The organism is Formosa undariae, from assembly GCF_042427615.1.
Lineage (GTDB): Bacteria > Bacteroidota > Bacteroidia > Flavobacteriales > Flavobacteriaceae > Formosa > Formosa undariae.
In genome coordinates this window covers 317281-334137 of record NZ_JBHMEZ010000001.1, presented here as the reverse complement: position 1 = coordinate 334137, position 16857 = coordinate 317281, and the positions used below count along the sequence as shown (strand labels likewise).

Sequence of the window (16857 nt, the reverse complement as noted above, 5' to 3'; positions counted from 1 at the left end):
TTTGTTATTCTTTAACGTCTACATTGGTTTTTACACCTTCTACAAATACTTTTGCAGGTTTAAATGCAGGAATGTTGTGTGCAGGAATTTTAATAGTAGTATTCTTAGAGATATTTCTACCAGTTTTTTCAGCCCTAGTTTTGATTATAAAACTACCAAAACCTCTTAAATATACGTTATCACCAGCTTCTAAAGATGTTTTCACTTCTTCCATGAATGTTTCCACAGTTGCCTGAACGTCACCTTTCTCGATTCCTAATTTCTCAGAAATTTTCGCTACTAAATCAGCCTTAGTCATTATTTATTATGTTTAAAGTTATCAATTAATTATAAAGGGATGCAAATATAGTCATTTAATATTCAATATTTCAAACCTAATTCATTAAAATTTAAGATTATAAACGATTATTTTTGTCACGCCTAATTTTAATATATGACTTTTAGTAAAATCTTAACAGATTGGTATTCAGTAAATAAGCGTCAACTTCCTTGGAGACAGACAACTAATCCGTATTATATATGGCTGTCAGAAATAATTTTACAGCAAACGCAAATTAAGCAAGGGTTACCATATTATGAAGATTTTGTGTCTGTATTTCCTACTGTTTTTGATTTAGCTCATGCAAATGAAGCCGAAATTTTGAAACTTTGGCAAGGTTTAGGGTATTATTCTAGAGCTAGAAACTTACATTTTGCCGCAAAATATGTTGTGGAGGACTTAAATGGTGTGTTCCCAACTAACTATAAAGATCTATTAAAATTAAAAGGAGTAGGTGATTATACAGCAAGTGCCATCGCTTCTATTTGTTATAATGAGGTGTCTGCTGTTGTAGATGGAAATGTGTACAGAGTGTTGTCCCGTTATTTTGGGATATATACTCCTATTAATTCATCTAAAGGCGCAAAAGAATTTAAAGCTTTGGCTCAGGAATTAATCGATAAAAAGGATCCAGCTACGTTTAACCAAGCAGTAATGGAGTTTGGTGCTATACAATGTAAGCCCAAAAGCCCTGATTGTACTGTGTGTCCGTTTAATTCTAGTTGTTTTGCCTATGGTAAAGATGAAATTACCGAATTACCAGTGAAAATTAAAGCAGCTAAAGTGTCTAAAAAGTATTTTAATTTTTTAGTGTTTCTTACTCCAGATCATACCACGATACTAGAGCAACGTCAAGGCAAAGGGATCTGGCAAAATTTGTATCAGTTTCCATTAATAGAGTCTAAAAAGGCATTGACATCTAAAGAACTTGAGCAAGAATTAGAGAATTTAGAGGTTTTAAAAGGAAAAACTTTTGATGTGTCATTATATAATAAAAACGAGATTGTACACAAATTATCACATCAGCATTTATATACCCAATTTTGGATTGTAGAAGTCGATACTAATTTAAAAGGTGAGATACCAGTGTCTAAAGTTGAAGATTTTCCGGTCCCTATTTTAATTGGAAATTTTATCGAGGACTTCAATTTTTAGCCATATAAATTTATATCTCATAATTTTTTTACTAAATTTAAAAAAGTTGAACTACAAAGTGTAATTTTGCAGTTCGTAATACAATAATTTATGGCTGGTACGTTAAATAAAGTAATGCTTATAGGGCATTTAGGAGATGATGTTAAAATGCACTACTTCGAAGGAGGTGGTTGTGTAGGACGTTTTCCTTTAGCGACTAACGAAACCTATGTTAGTAAGCAAACTAACGAGCGTGTTACCAATACAGAGTGGCATAATATTGTTGTTCGCAATAAAGGAGCAGAAATTTGCGAAAAGTACTTAAGTAAAGGAGATAAAATCTATGCTGAAGGTCGTCTTAAAACCAGAAAATGGACTGACGAAGCTGGACTAGAAAGATATTCTACCGAAATACAGTGTACAGAATTCACCTTTTTATCAACAAAAAAAGAAAGTGGAGCGAATGCGGAGCAATCTTCGCAAACAGCAAAACCCACAGAAAATAAACCAACAACAAGTCAACCTGCCACTAAAGAAGCAGAAGACGACTTGCCGTTTTAATTGTTTAACTAATTTTAATTTCCATTGGACCCCGACCCCTCGAGTATTTTAGCCCTGATTTCCACGATTAATGTTTCATTAATTTTTGGAATAGTGCTTTTATGTGTTTTACTTATTTGTTCTGCACTAATTTCTGGAGCAGAAGTAGCTCTGTTTTCTTTAACGGTAACCGATATTGACGAAGGCATACAAAACGATTCTAAAGCCATACAGCTTATTGCTAAGTTATTAGAACGGCCTAAGAAATTGCTTGCAACCATACTTGTTGCAAATAACTTTATAAACATAGGTATCGTTATTCTCTTTGCTTATTTAAGTGATATTATGTTTAGTGGAGTCACATCCGAAGTGGTTCGCTTTATAATTGAAGTCGTTCTCGTAACCTTCTTAATTTTATTATTTGGTGAAATTTTACCAAAAATTTATGCCAGTAGAAATAAAATGAAATTTGCTACGTTTATGGCTGTTCCTCTTCAGGTTATGGACTTTTTGTTCGCTCCTTTAAGTTTGCCTATGCGTAGTATTACATTAGCAATTCATGATAAATTGGGAAAGCAAAAATCTAATTTAAGTGTCGATCAGTTGTCGCAAGCATTAGAGTTAACGAGCGAAGAAGATACTTCTATGGAAGAGCATAAAATTCTAAAAGGAATTGTCTCTTTTGGAAATACCGATACCAAGCAGGTTATGCGACCACGGATTGATATTTTTGCTTTGAACGAAAATTTAAAATATCCTGAAATTATTCCTGAGATTGTAGCAAATGGCTATTCTCGAATTCCAGTTTACCAAGATAATATAGATAATATAAAAGGTATTCTTTACGTTAAAGATTTACTGCCTTATGTAGATAGAAAACAGTTCGATTGGAATGCCTTAATACGTGAACCGTTTTTTGTTCCTGAGAATAAGAAACTTGACGATTTAATGTCGGAATTTCAAGAGAAAAAGGTCCATTTAGCAGTCGTTGTAGATGAATATGGCGGAACTTCAGGCTTAATCTCTTTGGAAGATATTATCGAAGAAATTGTTGGCGAAATTAGCGATGAATATGATGATGAGGATTTAATTTATTCGAAATTAGACGACCATAATTTTGTGTTTGAAGGGAAAACACCGCTGAAGGATTTTTATAAAATTGTTAAAGTTGAAGACGATACTGTCTTTGAACAAAAAAAAGGTGAAGCTGAAACCATAGCGGGATTTGTGTTAGAGCATTCAGGTGTTTTCCCAAAATTAAATGCTAAAATAAATTTTGAAAATTATTTATTTACAGTAGAAGCTTTAGATAACAAACGCATAAAACGCATAAAAGTTACCGTATCCTAATATGTTAAAATACATTCAAAATAGTTTTTTATTTTTAGTACTTATTTTAGTGGTGTCTTGTGCGGAAGATCCGACTCCAAAACCTAATGCCTATTTAAGATTAAGTTATCCAGAAGCAAACTATAATGAAGTTAATTTGGATGTGCCATTCACATTTCAGAAGAATGAGTTTGCGACTCAGGTTGGCGTAAAAAAAATGGGAGGCCTAGATAATTATGGTGTAAATATTGAATACTCTAATTTAAAAGGGACTATATTTTTAACGTATAAAAGTATACATAAAGACTCAACAAGTTTAGTTGAATTTATGCGTGATGCACAAAATTTTACTCAGAAACACACCATTATAGCTGATGAAATTGTAGAGCAAGTATACTTAAACGACGAGAGAAAAGTGTACGGAATGTTCTATGAAATAGGAGGTAATGCCGCATCTCAATCTCAGTTTTATGTAACCGATAGTGTCAATCACTTCTTAACGGGTTCGTTGTATTTCTATGCAAAACCAAACTACGATTCTATTTTACCGGCAGCTAAATATCTTGAAAAGGATATAAAGCAGATTATGGAATCGGTGACTTGGAAATAAATCAGTTTTTAGATTATTATAAAATTAAAAGCATCTCGGTTGAGGTGCTTTTTTTATATTGATTTAGTCTCGAACTATGGTTTTCCCGTAATGTCTTGGGTATATTTCGTCGAAAAGTTCTTATAATTAGTGCTTTAGGTGTTGTTAGTTATGTGGTTTGCTTTTATTTTTAATCAAAATTAATCAACAACATTTATATGATGAAATATTATTTTAAACAGCCAAACAGCCAAACAGCCAAAGTATAATTACGTTCTAATCTTGGCGATTTAGATGATTCACAAAATTATAATAATTTTAATTCAAGTTATTATGATGTTAAAAATAACTCTACCAAGACATCAAACTGTAATTAATTATGAAAGCAATATTAATAGTATTAGTTCTTTTTTTAGTAGGATGCTCAGCAGTCAAAAGTCAGACACAGAATGATAATTCTATGTACTTCTTTTTTGATTCAAGTAAAAAAGAAGAGATGGTTAAATACCATAGTTATCCAGACGGTCCTATTAGGTATTTATATAAAATAGAAAATGTAAACAATATTATTTTTACAACTAAAAATGATATAACAGTTAAAAATTATCCTGAACGTGTAAAATTAACTTTAAAAGATACTTCAAATCTTAAAATGAAAGATTATAAATGGTTGAAAGCATATATGAGTAATTGGAGAAATAAAGCTAAACTAAGACATTCAGGAGATGATATGTTTATTATTGAAAAAGATACTATAGATAGTAACCTGTATCTAATAAACGTGATTTATATTGAAGAAACTCCGTAATATTTGCTAGCGCAATATTGAGCTAAGAACAACACAAACAAATTTAAATATAGAAGTATGCAATTAATTAAATATATTGTTTTTCTGATGTTAATATGTTTTTGTTCCAAATCGTATGCGCAGGAGAATAATTGTAACCTATGTGTTGTACCGGTATTAACTGCAATAATTGACTCTAAAAGTTTGCCTTTGCCACCACCTCCAGTTTTTAAGGGTGACAGTATAGTAAATACGCCAATAAGTGAGCATATTATAGATTCTTTATTGGGTATTTCTCTTAATATAGGGGTGTTTCCAAAAATGGAATCGCATAAGCTGAATACGGAACACTTAAAAATAAGTGAGGATTTTGCTGAGATTTTAGATGCACTTTGGAAGGTAGAGCAGCAAAGTATGGCTTTTACTACAGAGATAGACACAAGAAGCAAACATCAAGTAGTTTTGGCAGATTCACTAATTTTAAAGGCTAGTGCAGATTGGGCTGAATACGATTTAGTTTATAATTTTTCGCCTTTGTTTTTCAATGCTAACTGTACAGAAGCTGTTGTTTCTATAGGTTTAAGTAGGAGTAAATTATGGGGTTATGGAGGTTATTATTGGTATAAAAAGGATAAAAAAGGTAATTGGTATTGTCAAGAATTTATTGTTACTGAAAAATGGTAATTAGTCAATAAGTTAGCGATAGAACTTAATGCTAAATAATTTTTGATTTTGGAAACCTATAAACTTCATGAAGTTTTCAAAAGATTAAAATGGATTTCAAAAAAATCATTAATTTAAGGGGATGAAAAAACTAAATAAAGAAGATATAAATCAGGAGGTTTTTGATTTATATGACGATTATGCCCATAATAAAATTGAAAGGCGTCAATTCTTAAAGAAGCTATCACTTTATGCTGTAGGAGGCATTACCATGTCCTCCCTGCTTAGTTTTATTTCTCCGAATTATATAGATTCCGTTTTAGTTAATAAAGACGATGCACGCCTAGATTCTAAATATATTACCTATAATTCGCCTAGAGGTGGTGGAGGTATAAAGGCCTTGCTCTCGACTCCAGAAACGGTTACAGAGAAATTGCCGGGGATTATTGTGGTTCATGAAAACAGAGGCTTAAATCCGTATATAGAAGATGTTGGCAGGCGTGCAGCTCTTGAAGGTTTTATATCTATTGCTCCAGATGCATTAACACCACTTGGTGGTTATCCTGGTAATGATGATGAAGGTAGAGAAATGCAGAAGAAAAGAGATAAGAATGACATGTTAGAAGATTTTATAGCCGCTTTTAATTATCTTAAGAATCATGAACAATGTTCTGGTAAAATTGGAGTTGTAGGCTTTTGTTTTGGTGGATGGATTTCGAATATGATGGCTGTTCGTGTTCCTGATTTAGGTGCCGCAGTGCCGTATTATGGAAGTCAGCCAGATGTAGAAGACGCAGCTGATGTGAATGCGCCTTTAATGTTTCATTTCGCTGAGTTAGACAAGCGTGTTAATGCAGGTTGGCCTGCATATGAAGACGCGCTTAATGCGAATAATAAATTCTACGAAGCTTTTATTTATCCTGAGGTAAATCACGGATTTCATAATAATACAACACCACGCTACGATGAAGCTGCAGCAAGTTTGTCTTGGAATAGAACAATTGCATTTTTCAAGGATAACTTGACATAGAACTATTGGAGTATATAAACAAAAAGCACCATCTAGAAGGTGCTTTTATTGTTTGTAGAATTGATTTAATTCGCTTTTGAAAGCCAATATCACATTTATGAAAAATGGATAAAAGGCTGAGTTTATTATATTTTAATCAGATTTATAGTGCAATTAAAACATATAACTAACCGTATTTCTGTTGTAATTGCTTTAAATTTAATGGATTCCGATTTTGGTGATAAAATAAATGTAATAAGATTCGCGTATGTGGTTACGGATTAGTTGTGATTTAGCTTTTACTATAGAAACGGCGACACCTTTTATCTTAATGTTGCGCCCTCGTAGTGGGGAGGAGCAGTGGATTGAGCACGATGAATTTAAAATATTTCCCAACGTACCTATAATCGAATTTACAGATGGTTACGGTAATCTTTGTCAGCGCCTGGTTGCTCCATTAGGTGATTTTAGTATTCAGACGACTTCGGATGTGCAAACTTCAGAGTTTGTTGATGTAGATCTTTATGCGCCTTTTGTAGAAATACAGAATTTACCAAATAATGTGCTTTGCTATTTATCGCCTAGCCGGTATTGTGAGTCCGATCGTTTTAATGATATGGCGAACACGATAACTAGTGGTAAACTTCCGGGGTATCAGCAAGTATTTGCTATAGAAGACTGGCTGCGTAACACAATTAGTTATATTCCTGGGAGTAGTGCTTACCCGATGTCGGCCATAGAAGTGAATAAGAAAGGCTCTGGTGTTTGTCGTGATTTGGCACATTTAGGAATCGCACTGTGTAGAAGTTTAAGCATTCCTGCGCGCATGGTGGTTGGATATTTGCATAATTTAAAACCAATGGATATGCATGCTTGGTTTGAAGCTTATGTTGGTGGACGTTGGTACGTTTTTGATGCGACCCAAACGGGATCAAAAGGCGGATATGTGTCTGTGGGTTATGGGCTAGACGCTTCAGATGTCGCTATTTTTACTCAATTTGGACCTGAGATTGAGATTCTACAACAACACATTACAGTGGAGCAAATTAAAAACTAGTAGAACAATCGTTACGATTTTTTACTTGCGTATTTTCCTATATTATATAAAATAAAAAAGCATCTCGATCGAGATGCTTTCTTGTTTTATATAAATGAAATGTTTATGCTTTTTTTGTAGCAGAACATCCTTCTTTTTGGCCTGCAGAACAAGCTATCGCAACACCTTCAGATGTGCTTTCACAGTCACCGTTACATGCGCTTCCGCAGTCACCTTTACTAGTCATTTTTTTAGAAGTTCTGTTTTTGCTTCATCTGTACTAGTTGTGTCAAATTATTCAACAGTTTTCATGTCTTTAACGCTATACATGTCTCCTGTTTTAACTACAGTTTCTTCAAGAGTTGTAGCATTCACTTTTGCAACATCGTACTCTACCATTGCTAATTTTTTTTCGAAATCTACCGTTGCAGATTTAATACCATCAAGTTTAGAAAGTTTTTTCTGTATGGTATTAGCGCAACCAATTTGGCAAGTCATTCCTTCGATAGTGAATTCTGCTTTTGCATAGGTTGCATTAGGATCTAAAGTTTTAGTAGCAACTTCTACGGGAGCAGCTGTTTCTACTGTTTTTATTTCTGGCTCCGCTGTTTTGTCTTTACATGAAAATGCTAAAACAGAAATGAATACTAGAGCGAAAAGTGTGTTGAAAAATTTCATAAAAATAATAGAGTTTGTAGTGTCGACAAATTTAATAATTAATGTGATTTTCTGTGTTAAAAGTTTCATTTTTGTGGACTTAGAAAAAGCTTATGAGTGAAAATACTTTAAAATGGAGTTACCTGTTTACGTTGTCTTTAATTTGGGGAAGTTCCTTTATCTTAATGAAAAAAGCATTAATTGGTGTAACGCCTTTTCAGCTAGGTGCTTTACGGACAATTTTTACAGCCTTAATTCTTTTTACAGTAGGTTTTAAATATGTAAAAACTATAGACAAAACCGCTTGGAAATGGGTGGCGTTATCGGGAGTTTTTGGTTCGTTAATTCCTGCATTTTTATTTGCGATCGCAGAAACAGAAATAGATAGTGCGATTGCTTCTATTTTAAATTCTTTAGTACCACTTCAAACAATTTTAGTAGGATTTGCAGTCTTTCAGATTTCTTCTACAAAACGGCAAGTACTAGGTGTGGCCTTAGGTTTTATAGGGACTGCTTTGTTGGTTATGGAGGGTGCCGATTTAAATCCGCATCAGAATTATTTATACGCCGGTTATATTGTTTTGGCAACGGTAATGTATGCTTTTAATGTGAATATTATTAAGAGTCATTTACAGCATTTAAAGCCACTAACTATTGCTACAGGTAATTATGTGGTTATTATAATTCCCGCACTTATTGTATTATTACTTTCAGGTTTTTTTGAATCTTCTAGGTTGCAAAATCCAGAATTAAAAATGGCTTTGGTTTATGTGTTTATTTTATCCTTTTTCGGAACCGCTTTAGCTAAAGTTCTATTCAATAAATTAATTAAAATTTCAACACCAGTTTTTGCGTCGTCTGTAACTTATGTTATGCCAATTGTAGCATTAACTTGGGGCTTTTTAGATGGAGAAGGGTTTAGTGTATTGCAAGGTCTTGCTTCTTTAGTAATTTTGTTAGGGGTGTATTTGGCTAATAAGAAGGCATAAAAAAACCGAAGCGTGAACTTCGGTTTTAAAATTTTAAAAATGATTTGTCTATTGAAAATCTGCTTCAGTTACTCCGGAGTTTATAATAACTTCTTTTAATTTTGCGTTTATTGGTTGTCCCATTTGTGTGCTTTCTTTTGTAGAAGGAAATAAAATGCCTTCGAAAGCTTTATAATCTTTTAGAAATGAATCTTGAATTTGAGATTTTCCACCCATATTGATTACCTGAGATTCTTTAACTTTTAATCCCGTTTCTAAATCGTAAAATAAGCTATAAGATACGGTTGTTCCAGCAACTTCAATTTTGTATGCTTTACGGCCTTCAACCTCTTCAATACCGGCTAATTTAGCAGTACCTAAAGCTAAAATATTTTGTTCCATAAACAAACCTGAAGATATTCTCATATCTGCAGCCATTTCAGCAGGGATTGGGTTTTTAGCACTTCCTTGTTTTACAAATACTTCGTCCGGAGTTACAATCATCGCCATCATTAAATTTTCATTCATAAAAACATTCTGAGCTAATTTTCCAGCGGTACGTTTTTCTTCAGAAATTATTTTAGATCCCATTGCTTCTGCTTCATATTTAATAATAAGAGAGCTTACTTTATCTATTTTTTCTTTACCACCAATAGCGGTTAAATAGTTCTGTAATACTTGCTCTGCCGTGATGTTTGCAAGAACAGGATTATCGTAATTTGGCTTGTCTATAGGTGTCGCGTAAGCATCGTAATACTTAACAGGGATTCCTGTTTTTTCAAGGTTAGTTAAAACATCACTTCCTTTACCTACAATTATAATGCGCGAATTTTTAGATTGAAAATATTTATTTGCTGCTTTTTGAATATCTGCAGAAGTTAAGGCATTAATTTTCTCTAAATAGGTTTCGTAAAAGTCACTAGGTAAATCGTTTAATTTAATATTTAGAGCATATTGTGCAACGGTTTCAGGTTTCTCTAAAGCCATTACAAAACTACCTATATATTTAGCTTTAGCACTTTCTAAATCTTTGGGATCTACAGGCTCTGTTTTAATTCTGTTGATTTCATTTATAATCTGCACTGCAGCACTATCTGTAACTGCATTTCTAACTTGAGAACTCGCAGTAAAACGACCACCGTTGTATCTGCTATCTCTAAGAGAAGAGTAAGCACCATAGGTGTAGGCGTGTTCTTCTCGAAGGTTTTTAAATAAATAACCTTCACCGCCACCACCTAAAATGTAGTTTGCAATTTGTGCCGCAAAATAATCAGGATCATTCATTTTTAAATCAACATTGTTAGTTACAACTATGTTGGATTGTACAGCGTTAGGCATATCTACAAAGTCTATTTGAGTAGTTGTTACGTTTGGAGTAACTGCAGGAAGTGTGGTTTTAATTTCAGTACCTTTTTTCCATTTCCCAAAATCTTTTGTGATTGCTTTTTTAGCTGTTTTAAAATCTATATCACCAACAACAATTATGTAGGCATTGTTAGGAATAAAGTACGTGTTGTAGAAATCTTTGACGTCTTGAAGTGTGATGTTGTTAACCGTTTCTTTAGTAATAAATTCTCCATAGGCATTGTGTTTTCCATAAGATAATGCGGACCCTACTCTAGACGCAATGGCATCAACACTTTTTTCTTCAGATTTTAAACCTTCAATAAGTTGGTCTTTACTTTTTTGAAATTCTTCCTCGGTAAATAATGGGTTTATAGCGGCATCGGCCATTAATTGTAAAATACGATCGGTGTATTTTGTTAAAGAAGACGCATAACCACTTTGAGAGCCAAACCCTAATCCTGCACCTAAAAAGTCGATTTCATCATTAAATTTGTCTTTAGGTATAGACGTGGTTCCGTTACCTAACAGGTCTGAAAGTAAACTTGAAACCCCTGCCTTGTCGCCTTCGGTAACGGGTTTATTGTCTAATCTTAATGAGTAGGTTACTTTGGGTAATTTATGATTTTCTACGACAAGTACTTTTATTCCGTTTTTTAATTGGAATTCTTGAGGTGTTTCTAATGAGATTTTTGGAGCTGGTCCAGGTTCAGGTTGTTTAGATCTGTCTATTTGTGCGTGAACGCCAACAGACATTAAAAACAATACTAATACTACTGATATTTTTGTTTTCATTTTTGTGTACGTCTTTTTGTTATTGCTTTTTGTCTTCCGGTAAGTATTCTAATAATAACCTTTGGTTAGGGTTTAGATACTTTTTCGCAACGGCTTGAATGTCTTCTCTTGTAATAGATCTGTAAATGTTAATCTCGTCATTAATTAAATTAACATCATCGTGAAGTAAATAGTAAGTCGCTAAAGAATTAGCAATACCTTCGATACTTGAATTTGAATTCACAAAATTATTTTCGAACTGATTGAGTAACTTTTGATGATCTCTTTCAGAAATTAAGTTGGTCTGAATTTTTACAATCTCTTCGTCAATTTCTTTAGTTAAAGTTTCTAGAGGGATATCTCCTAAAGGAAGTCCGAAAATAATGTACTCGCTGTAATCTTCTTGGCTAATATTCATCGCTCCAACTTGCATCGCCATCTTCTTATCGTCTACAAGTTTTTTGTATAATTTAGAAGATTTCCCGCTACTTAAGTATTCTGAAATCATATTTAAGACATAAGAATCTTTGTCTTTGTAAGACGGTGTTCTGTAGGCTTGAATAATGGCTGGGATTTGGATATTACTATCGTATGCCTTAGCATTAATTTCTGTGGTAATCGGTGCTTCTTTAGGTAGGTTTCTAGTTACTGGCGTTCCTTTAGGAATAGGACCAAAATAATCTTGAATCATTTTTTTTACCTCAGTCTTGTTTATGTCTCCAGCGACAACTAAAACGGCGTTGTTTGGAATATAAAACTTTTTGTTGAAGTCTTGAAACTCTTCTAAAGTGGCAGCATCTAAATGTTCCATTTTACCAATAGTAGTCCATCGGTACGGATGTTCTTTAAACAAGTTAACTTTTACTTCTTCTAAGAATTTTCCGTAGGGTTGGTTGTCTACACGCATACGTTTTTCTTCTTTTACAACCTCATTTTGTGTATCTACACCAATTTGGTTAATAATAGGATGCATTAAACGTTCAGATTCTAACCATAATCCAAGCTCTACTTTGTTAGAAGGGAAGACTTCGTAATAATAGGTTCTGTCGTCTGTAGTGTTGGCATTGAACTTTCCACCGTTTGCAGGGATAATTTTCATGAATTCTCCGCGTTCGATGTTTTCTGTACCTTCAAATAAAAGGTGTTCAAAAAAGTGAGCAAATCCTGTGCGTTCAGGATCTTCGTCTTTTGCTCCTACATGATACATTACTGATGTTGTGACAACCGGAGCTGTATTGTCTTGATGCAATATAACGTGCATGCCATTGGCTAAATCGTACTCTTCAAATTCAACTTTTTGAGCGGTAGCGACATGGCCAATAAGCAACAAAGAAGCCAAAGTAAATAAGCGTTTTTTCATTGTGCGTTTGTGTTTTGAGTGATTCGTTTTAATGTGAGTTTTTTTTAGTTGTAATAAGTATACAATATAATAAAATTGGGTTTTACTGAGAGGTTTTTAGTTTGTAATATTAATATTATAAGATGTAGATATTTATGACTGGGAAATATTGTGAAATTCTGAAAATATTATTTAAAAATGATACGATTACGAATGGCCCTCGATCGCTTTTTATATAATGTATGTTTGAAATTGAAAGACTTGAGCTGTTAATTGCTTTAATCTTACAACATAAAAATATTTCAAATGGCACAAAACGTTTGTAGATTAATTAATTAGGTGTATATTTGCACCCGCCTATCGAGAGATTGGCTTATTTTTGAATTAAATTAATTAATAAAAACGTTACGCTATGTACGCAATTGTAGAGATAGCAGGGCAACAATTTAAAGTTGTAAAAGACCAAAAAGTGTTTGTTCACCGTTTAGCTTCTGAAGAAGGAGATGCAGTATCATTTGATAATGTACTTCTTATAGGAGATGGTGACAATATTACTTTAGGCGCCCCGGCTATAGATGGAGCACAAGTAAGTGCAAAAATCTTAAAACACCTTCAAGGTGATAAAGTTATTGTTTTCAAGAAAAAGAGACGTAAAGGATACCGTGTTAAAAACGGTCACCGTCAAGCTCTTACTGAAATCGTAATTGAAAGCATCGATGCTTCTGGAGCTAAAAAAGCTGCGCCAGCAAAGACTGCTAAAAAGGCAACTGCTAAAGCAGATGACTTGAAAAAAATCGAAGGTGCTGGACCAAAAGCTGCTGAAGCTTTAGTTGCTGCAGGAATCGATACTTTTGCTAAAGTTGCTAATACTCCTGCTGAGAAATTAAGCGAAGTATTAACTGCTGCAAGCTCAAGATTATCTCACATCGTTACAGAAACTTGGCCACAACAAGCTCAGTTAGCTGCAGACGGTAAATGGGATGAGTTAAAAGTATTACAAGACAAATTAGACGGTGGAATTGAAAAGTAATTTTCAAATTCATTATTATTAACAATATAAAACCTTAAGACAATGGCTCACAAAAAAGGGGTAGGTAGTTCTAAAAACGGTAGAGAATCAGAATCAAAACGCTTAGGTGTTAAGATTTTTGGTGGTCAAGCTGCAATTGCTGGAAATATCATCATAAGACAAAGAGGAAATACACATCACCCAGGTGAAAATGTGTATGGAGGTAAAGATCATACATTACACGCAAAAGTGGATGGTGTTGTGAAATTTACAAAGAAAAAAGACAACAAGTCTTACGTTTCTATAGTTCCTTTCGAGGCTTAAGAAATAATTTTCTTTACAATATAAAAGTCCTTGTACATCTGTACAAGGACTTTTCTTGTTTTAGTTAATTGAGATAGCGTATTCCGTAATCTATTTCAGTGTTACGCATAAAAAATCCCGAACACATAATGCTCGGGATTTTTTTATATCTATAAAATAGCTGTTAATCTAACAACAATTTTTATATCTAGTATCTGTAGTATTCAGGTTTGTAAGGACCTTCGATTGTTACACCAATGTATTCCGCTTGATCTTTACGTAATTCTGTAAGTTCAACGCCAATTTTAGCTAAGTGTAATTGTGCTACTTTTTCATCTAAATGCTTAGGTAACATATATACTTCATTTTCGTAAGCATCTCTGTTAGTCCACAATTCGATTTGTGCTAAAGTTTGGTTTGTAAATGAGTTACTCATTACAAAACTAGGGTGTCCAGTTGCACAACCTAAGTTTACTAAACGACCTTCAGCTAATAAAATAATATCCTTTCCGTCTATTGTATATTTATCTACTTGAGGCTTAATCGTGTTTTTAGTATCTCCATAGTTATCGTTTAACCAACCCACTTGGATTTCGTTATCGAAGTGACCAATGTTACAAACGATAGTTTTATCTTTCATTGCTTTAAAATGCTCGGCACGAACGATATCTTTGTTTCCTGTAGTCGTAATAACGATATCTGCAGTTGTAACAACAGATTCTAATTTCTTAACTTCAAAACCATCCATTGCAGCTTGTAGCGCACAAATAGGGTCGATTTCTGTAACTGTAACAATACTACCTGCACCTTTAAAAGAAGCCGCTGTACCTTTACCAACATCACCATAACCACATACGATTACTCGTTTTCCAGCTAACATAACATCTGTTGCACGACGAATAGCATCTACAGCACTTTCTCTACAACCGTATTTGTTATCGAATTTAGATTTTGTAACCGAGTCATTAATGTTAATCGCAGGCATTGGTAACGTTCCGTTTTTCATACGCTCGTATAAACGGTGAACTCCAGTTGTAGTTTCTTCAGATAAACCATTAATACCATCAACTAGTGCTGGATATTTATCTAAAACCATATTTGTTAGATCTCCACCATCATCTAAAATCATGTTTAGTGGTTTTCTGTCTTCACCAAAGAATAAGGTTTGTTCGATACACCATTCAAATTCTTCTTCAGTTAAGCCTTTCCAAGCGTAAACAGAAGTACCACCTTCCGCAATTGCAGCAGCAGCTTGATCTTGAGTAGAGAAAATATTACAAGAACTCCAAGTTACTTCAGCTCCTAAAGCTTTTAAAGTTTCAATTAAAACAGCAGTCTGAATCGTCATATGTAAACATCCTGCAATTCTAGCTCCTTTTAAAGGCTGGCTGTCTTTGTATTCTTCACGAAGACTCATTAAACCTGGCATCTCTGCTTCTGCTAATTCAATTTCTTTTCTTCCCCAAGCCGCAAGCGACATGTCTTTTACTTTATAAGGTACGTATGGAATCGTTTTTGTATTCATAATTGTATATTTGTCTCTTAATTTAAGAGCGCAAAGTTACATAATAAGTACGAGAAATATAAATGCCAGTATATAAAACCCTACATCCAAATTCACAAACTACTGTTAAGATTTGGAAGATTACAGAATCTTATGATGAATTGTTTCAGGGAGTTAAGCTGAAACCGGAAAGTTTAGCACGTGTTTTAAGTATGAAAAGTGAACTTCATCAACGCGGATTTTTAAGTGTTCGACATCTTTTGTTAGCATTGGGTTATACCGATTTCGATTTATTTTACGATGAAAATGGTAAACCTCATTTAAAGGATGGCCGACAAATTTCTATAACGCATTCATTTACATTCTCTGGTGTCGTGATTAGTGATAACAGAACAGGCATTGATATTGAGAAAAATCGAGAAAAAGTTAAATTAATCGCCCATAAATTTTCAAATTATGAATTCTGCTATTTAAATAAAGATGAAATTGATTATGTAAAAAAACTTACCGTAATTTGGGGAACAAAGGAAGCATTGTATAAACTGTATGCAACGCCAGGGTTGAGTTTTTACAATCATATTTTGGTGATCCCTTTCGATTTAAAAGCGGGCAAAACAGTAGCTTGGATTGATTATAAAGATCGCAAGAGTCGATTCGATATCTATTTTTGGGAATTGGAAGATTTTACTTGTGTATATACTATTACATAAATGAAAAACGTATTAAATAACATTCAACATAATATTTTCGCTAATAATAAGCAGTTAGCGGTATTAATCGATCCAGAAAAAATAAGATTGAGTGATGTTGAAGCATTCGTTAAGAAAATAAATAAATCTGTAGCGAATTATATTTTTGTAGGTGGTAGTACTGTGCCTGTAGACCTTACCGAACCTTTAGTAGTAGAGATAAATAAACATACAAATCTTCCTGTAATCTTATTTCCAGGAGATGTTGCACAAATAACAAATAAAGCTAATGCTTTGTTATTTATATCGCTGTTATCTGGAAGAAATCCGGCCTACTTAATCGGTAAACATGTAGAGGCAATTCCGAGACTTAAAGAAACCACTTTAGAAATTATTCCAACAGGATACCTGTTAATTGAAAATGAGGGTGTGCAAACTATGGTTCAGAAAGTAACAGAAACCGAACCTATGCCATCAAAACAAGTGGAGAACATAGTGAATACAGCTTTGGCCGGGGAATTACTTGGTATGCGCTTAATTTATTTAGAAGCAGGAAGTGGAGCTAAAAACCCTGTGTCTCCAGAAATTATTAAAGCGGTAAGAGACGATTTAAGTATTCCGTTAATTGTTGGTGGCGGTATAAAATCTAAAGCACAAATGAATGCAGCTTTTGAAGCAGGAGCAAATATTGTAGTTATTGGTACAGCTTTAGAAAAAAACGAAGACTTCTTTCGAGAGCTAAAACGTTGGTAAATATCTAATTTAGTTCTGAATTAATTCATATAAACTAAAATCCTTAGTATTTTTGAGTATTCTTAAAATGGTGTTTTAAAACGTTTTTTGGATTAATCAATATTATAACTA

The 16857-nt window shown here is 33.5% G+C and carries 19 protein-coding genes; 13 read left to right on the top strand and 6 right to left on the bottom strand.

The annotated features are described in order from the left end of the window. Positions 1 to 4 precede the first annotated feature (4 nt). Complete coding sequence (locus ACFFVB_RS01530; protein ID WP_038532346.1) at positions 5 to 298, bottom strand: HU family DNA-binding protein; 294 nt, start codon at positions 296 to 298, stop codon at positions 5 to 7. A 135-nt stretch (positions 299 to 433) separates the two neighbouring features. Here ACFFVB_RS01530 and mutY point away from each other — a divergent pair, with 135 nt between their 5' ends. From mutY to ACFFVB_RS01490, 8 genes are all read left to right on the top strand, one after another. Next, complete coding sequence (gene mutY / locus ACFFVB_RS01525) at positions 434 to 1474, top strand: A/G-specific adenine glycosylase (protein ID WP_382380456.1); 1041 nt, start codon at positions 434 to 436, stop codon at positions 1472 to 1474. A gap of 90 nt (positions 1475 to 1564) precedes the next feature. Further along, positions 1565 to 2014: a single-stranded DNA-binding protein gene (locus ACFFVB_RS01520; protein WP_382380454.1), complete on the top strand. Its 450-nt coding sequence runs from the start codon at positions 1565 to 1567 to the stop codon at positions 2012 to 2014. Positions 2015 to 2038: 24 nt separating this feature from the next. Then, positions 2039 to 3343: a gliding motility-associated protein GldE gene (locus tag ACFFVB_RS01515; RefSeq protein ID WP_382380452.1), complete on the top strand. Its 1305-nt coding sequence runs from the start codon at positions 2039 to 2041 to the stop codon at positions 3341 to 3343. Between the two features lies 1 nt (position 3344). Then, positions 3345 to 3932 (top strand): gliding motility lipoprotein GldD, encoded by a 588-nt coding sequence (gene gldD, locus ACFFVB_RS01510; protein WP_382380450.1) that lies wholly within the window; start codon positions 3345 to 3347, stop codon positions 3930 to 3932. A 358-nt stretch (positions 3933 to 4290) separates the two neighbouring features. After that, complete coding sequence (locus tag ACFFVB_RS01505; RefSeq protein WP_382380448.1) at positions 4291 to 4719, top strand: hypothetical protein; 429 nt, start codon at positions 4291 to 4293, stop codon at positions 4717 to 4719. A gap of 189 nt (positions 4720 to 4908) precedes the next feature. Continuing rightward, positions 4909 to 5382 (top strand): hypothetical protein, encoded by a 474-nt coding sequence (locus tag ACFFVB_RS01500; protein ID WP_382380446.1) that lies wholly within the window; start codon positions 4909 to 4911, stop codon positions 5380 to 5382. 121 nt (positions 5383 to 5503) lie between these two features. Then, on the top strand, positions 5504 to 6391 hold the full coding sequence (locus ACFFVB_RS01495; RefSeq protein WP_382380444.1) for a dienelactone hydrolase family protein: 888 nt from the start codon (positions 5504 to 5506) through the stop codon (positions 6389 to 6391). 247 nt (positions 6392 to 6638) lie between these two features. Further along, on the top strand, positions 6639 to 7427 hold the full coding sequence (locus ACFFVB_RS01490; RefSeq protein WP_382380442.1) for a transglutaminase-like domain-containing protein: 789 nt from the start codon (positions 6639 to 6641) through the stop codon (positions 7425 to 7427). 103 nt (positions 7428 to 7530) lie between these two features. Here ACFFVB_RS01490 and ACFFVB_RS01485 read toward each other — a convergent pair whose 3' ends face one another. Both ACFFVB_RS01485 and ACFFVB_RS01480 read right to left on the bottom strand, forming a co-directional pair. After that, the gene (locus ACFFVB_RS01485) at positions 7531 to 7653 is read right to left on the bottom strand and encodes a hypothetical protein (protein ID WP_382380440.1); all 123 of its coding nucleotides are present in this window, start codon (positions 7651 to 7653) and stop codon (positions 7531 to 7533) included. Positions 7654 to 7700: 47 nt separating this feature from the next. After that, positions 7701 to 8153, bottom strand: coding sequence for a heavy-metal-associated domain-containing protein (locus ACFFVB_RS01480; protein ID WP_382380438.1), 453 nt, complete (start codon positions 8151 to 8153; stop codon positions 7701 to 7703). A gap of 23 nt (positions 8154 to 8176) precedes the next feature. Between ACFFVB_RS01480 and ACFFVB_RS01475 the strand changes: the two genes are divergently transcribed. After that, positions 8177 to 9052, top strand: a complete 876-nt coding sequence (locus ACFFVB_RS01475; RefSeq protein WP_382380436.1) for a DMT family transporter — start codon at positions 8177 to 8179, stop codon at positions 9050 to 9052. Positions 9053 to 9100: 48 nt separating this feature from the next. Here ACFFVB_RS01475 and ACFFVB_RS01470 read toward each other — a convergent pair whose 3' ends face one another. Then, positions 9101 to 11170 (bottom strand): M16 family metallopeptidase, encoded by a 2070-nt coding sequence (locus tag ACFFVB_RS01470; RefSeq protein WP_382380434.1) that lies wholly within the window; start codon positions 11168 to 11170, stop codon positions 9101 to 9103. 19 nt (positions 11171 to 11189) lie between these two features. Further along, positions 11190 to 12509 carry a M16 family metallopeptidase gene (locus tag ACFFVB_RS01465; RefSeq protein WP_382380432.1) on the bottom strand — a complete coding sequence of 440 codons (1320 nt, stop codon included), beginning with the start codon at positions 12507 to 12509 and terminating at the stop codon, positions 11190 to 11192. Between the two features lie 391 nt (positions 12510 to 12900). Between ACFFVB_RS01465 and rplU the strand changes: the two genes are divergently transcribed. Further along, positions 12901 to 13518: a 50S ribosomal protein L21 gene (gene rplU, locus ACFFVB_RS01460; protein ID WP_382380430.1), complete on the top strand. Its 618-nt coding sequence runs from the start codon at positions 12901 to 12903 to the stop codon at positions 13516 to 13518. A gap of 42 nt (positions 13519 to 13560) precedes the next feature. Further along, positions 13561 to 13821 (top strand): 50S ribosomal protein L27, encoded by a 261-nt coding sequence (rpmA, locus tag ACFFVB_RS01455; RefSeq protein WP_382380428.1) that lies wholly within the window; start codon positions 13561 to 13563, stop codon positions 13819 to 13821. Between the two features lie 187 nt (positions 13822 to 14008). On the opposite strand, the gene ahcY is transcribed toward rpmA, so the two are convergent. After that, entirely contained in the window at positions 14009 to 15325 is a 1317-nt protein-coding gene (gene ahcY, locus ACFFVB_RS01450) for an adenosylhomocysteinase (RefSeq protein WP_382380426.1), read from the bottom strand. A gap of 62 nt (positions 15326 to 15387) precedes the next feature. On the opposite strand from ahcY, the gene ACFFVB_RS01445 reads away from it, so the two are divergent. Then, positions 15388 to 16014, top strand: a complete 627-nt coding sequence (locus ACFFVB_RS01445) for a 4'-phosphopantetheinyl transferase family protein (RefSeq protein ID WP_382380424.1) — start codon at positions 15388 to 15390, stop codon at positions 16012 to 16014. After that, positions 16015 to 16746, top strand: a complete 732-nt coding sequence (locus ACFFVB_RS01440; RefSeq protein WP_382380422.1) for a phosphoglycerol geranylgeranyltransferase — start codon at positions 16015 to 16017, stop codon at positions 16744 to 16746. Positions 16747 to 16857 lie beyond the last annotated feature (111 nt).

What these genes read in the sequence shown, in the direction of transcription:
- ACFFVB_RS01530 (WP_038532346.1), bottom strand. Translation starts at nt 298, where the DNA reads ATGACTAAGGCTGATTTAGTAGCGAAAATTTCTGAGAAATTAGGAATC.
- mutY (WP_382380456.1), top strand. Translation starts at nt 434, where the DNA reads ATGACTTTTAGTAAAATCTTAACAGATTGGTATTCAGTAAATAAGCGT.
- ACFFVB_RS01520 (WP_382380454.1), top strand. Translation starts at nt 1,565, where the DNA reads ATGGCTGGTACGTTAAATAAAGTAATGCTTATAGGGCATTTAGGAGAT.
- gldD (WP_382380450.1), top strand. Translation starts at nt 3,345, where the DNA reads ATGTTAAAATACATTCAAAATAGTTTTTTATTTTTAGTACTTATTTTA.
- ACFFVB_RS01505 (WP_382380448.1), top strand. Translation starts at nt 4,291, where the DNA reads ATGAAAGCAATATTAATAGTATTAGTTCTTTTTTTAGTAGGATGCTCA.
- ACFFVB_RS01495 (WP_382380444.1), top strand. Translation starts at nt 5,504, where the DNA reads ATGAAAAAACTAAATAAAGAAGATATAAATCAGGAGGTTTTTGATTTA.
- ACFFVB_RS01490 (WP_382380442.1), top strand. Translation starts at nt 6,639, where the DNA reads ATGTGGTTACGGATTAGTTGTGATTTAGCTTTTACTATAGAAACGGCG.
- ACFFVB_RS01485 (WP_382380440.1), bottom strand. Translation starts at nt 7,653, where the DNA reads ATGACTAGTAAAGGTGACTGCGGAAGCGCATGTAACGGTGACTGTGAA.
- ACFFVB_RS01480 (WP_382380438.1), bottom strand. Translation starts at nt 8,153, where the DNA reads ATGAAACTTTTAACACAGAAAATCACATTAATTATTAAATTTGTCGAC.
- ACFFVB_RS01475 (WP_382380436.1), top strand. Translation starts at nt 8,177, where the DNA reads ATGAGTGAAAATACTTTAAAATGGAGTTACCTGTTTACGTTGTCTTTA.
- ACFFVB_RS01470 (WP_382380434.1), bottom strand. Translation starts at nt 11,170, where the DNA reads ATGAAAACAAAAATATCAGTAGTATTAGTATTGTTTTTAATGTCTGTT.
- ACFFVB_RS01465 (WP_382380432.1), bottom strand. Translation starts at nt 12,509, where the DNA reads ATGAAAAAACGCTTATTTACTTTGGCTTCTTTGTTGCTTATTGGCCAT.
- rplU (WP_382380430.1), top strand. Translation starts at nt 12,901, where the DNA reads ATGTACGCAATTGTAGAGATAGCAGGGCAACAATTTAAAGTTGTAAAA.
- rpmA (WP_382380428.1), top strand. Translation starts at nt 13,561, where the DNA reads ATGGCTCACAAAAAAGGGGTAGGTAGTTCTAAAAACGGTAGAGAATCA.
- ahcY (WP_382380426.1), bottom strand. Translation starts at nt 15,325, where the DNA reads ATGAATACAAAAACGATTCCATACGTACCTTATAAAGTAAAAGACATG.
- ACFFVB_RS01445 (WP_382380424.1), top strand. Translation starts at nt 15,388, where the DNA reads ATGCCAGTATATAAAACCCTACATCCAAATTCACAAACTACTGTTAAG.
- ACFFVB_RS01440 (WP_382380422.1), top strand. Translation starts at nt 16,015, where the DNA reads ATGAAAAACGTATTAAATAACATTCAACATAATATTTTCGCTAATAAT.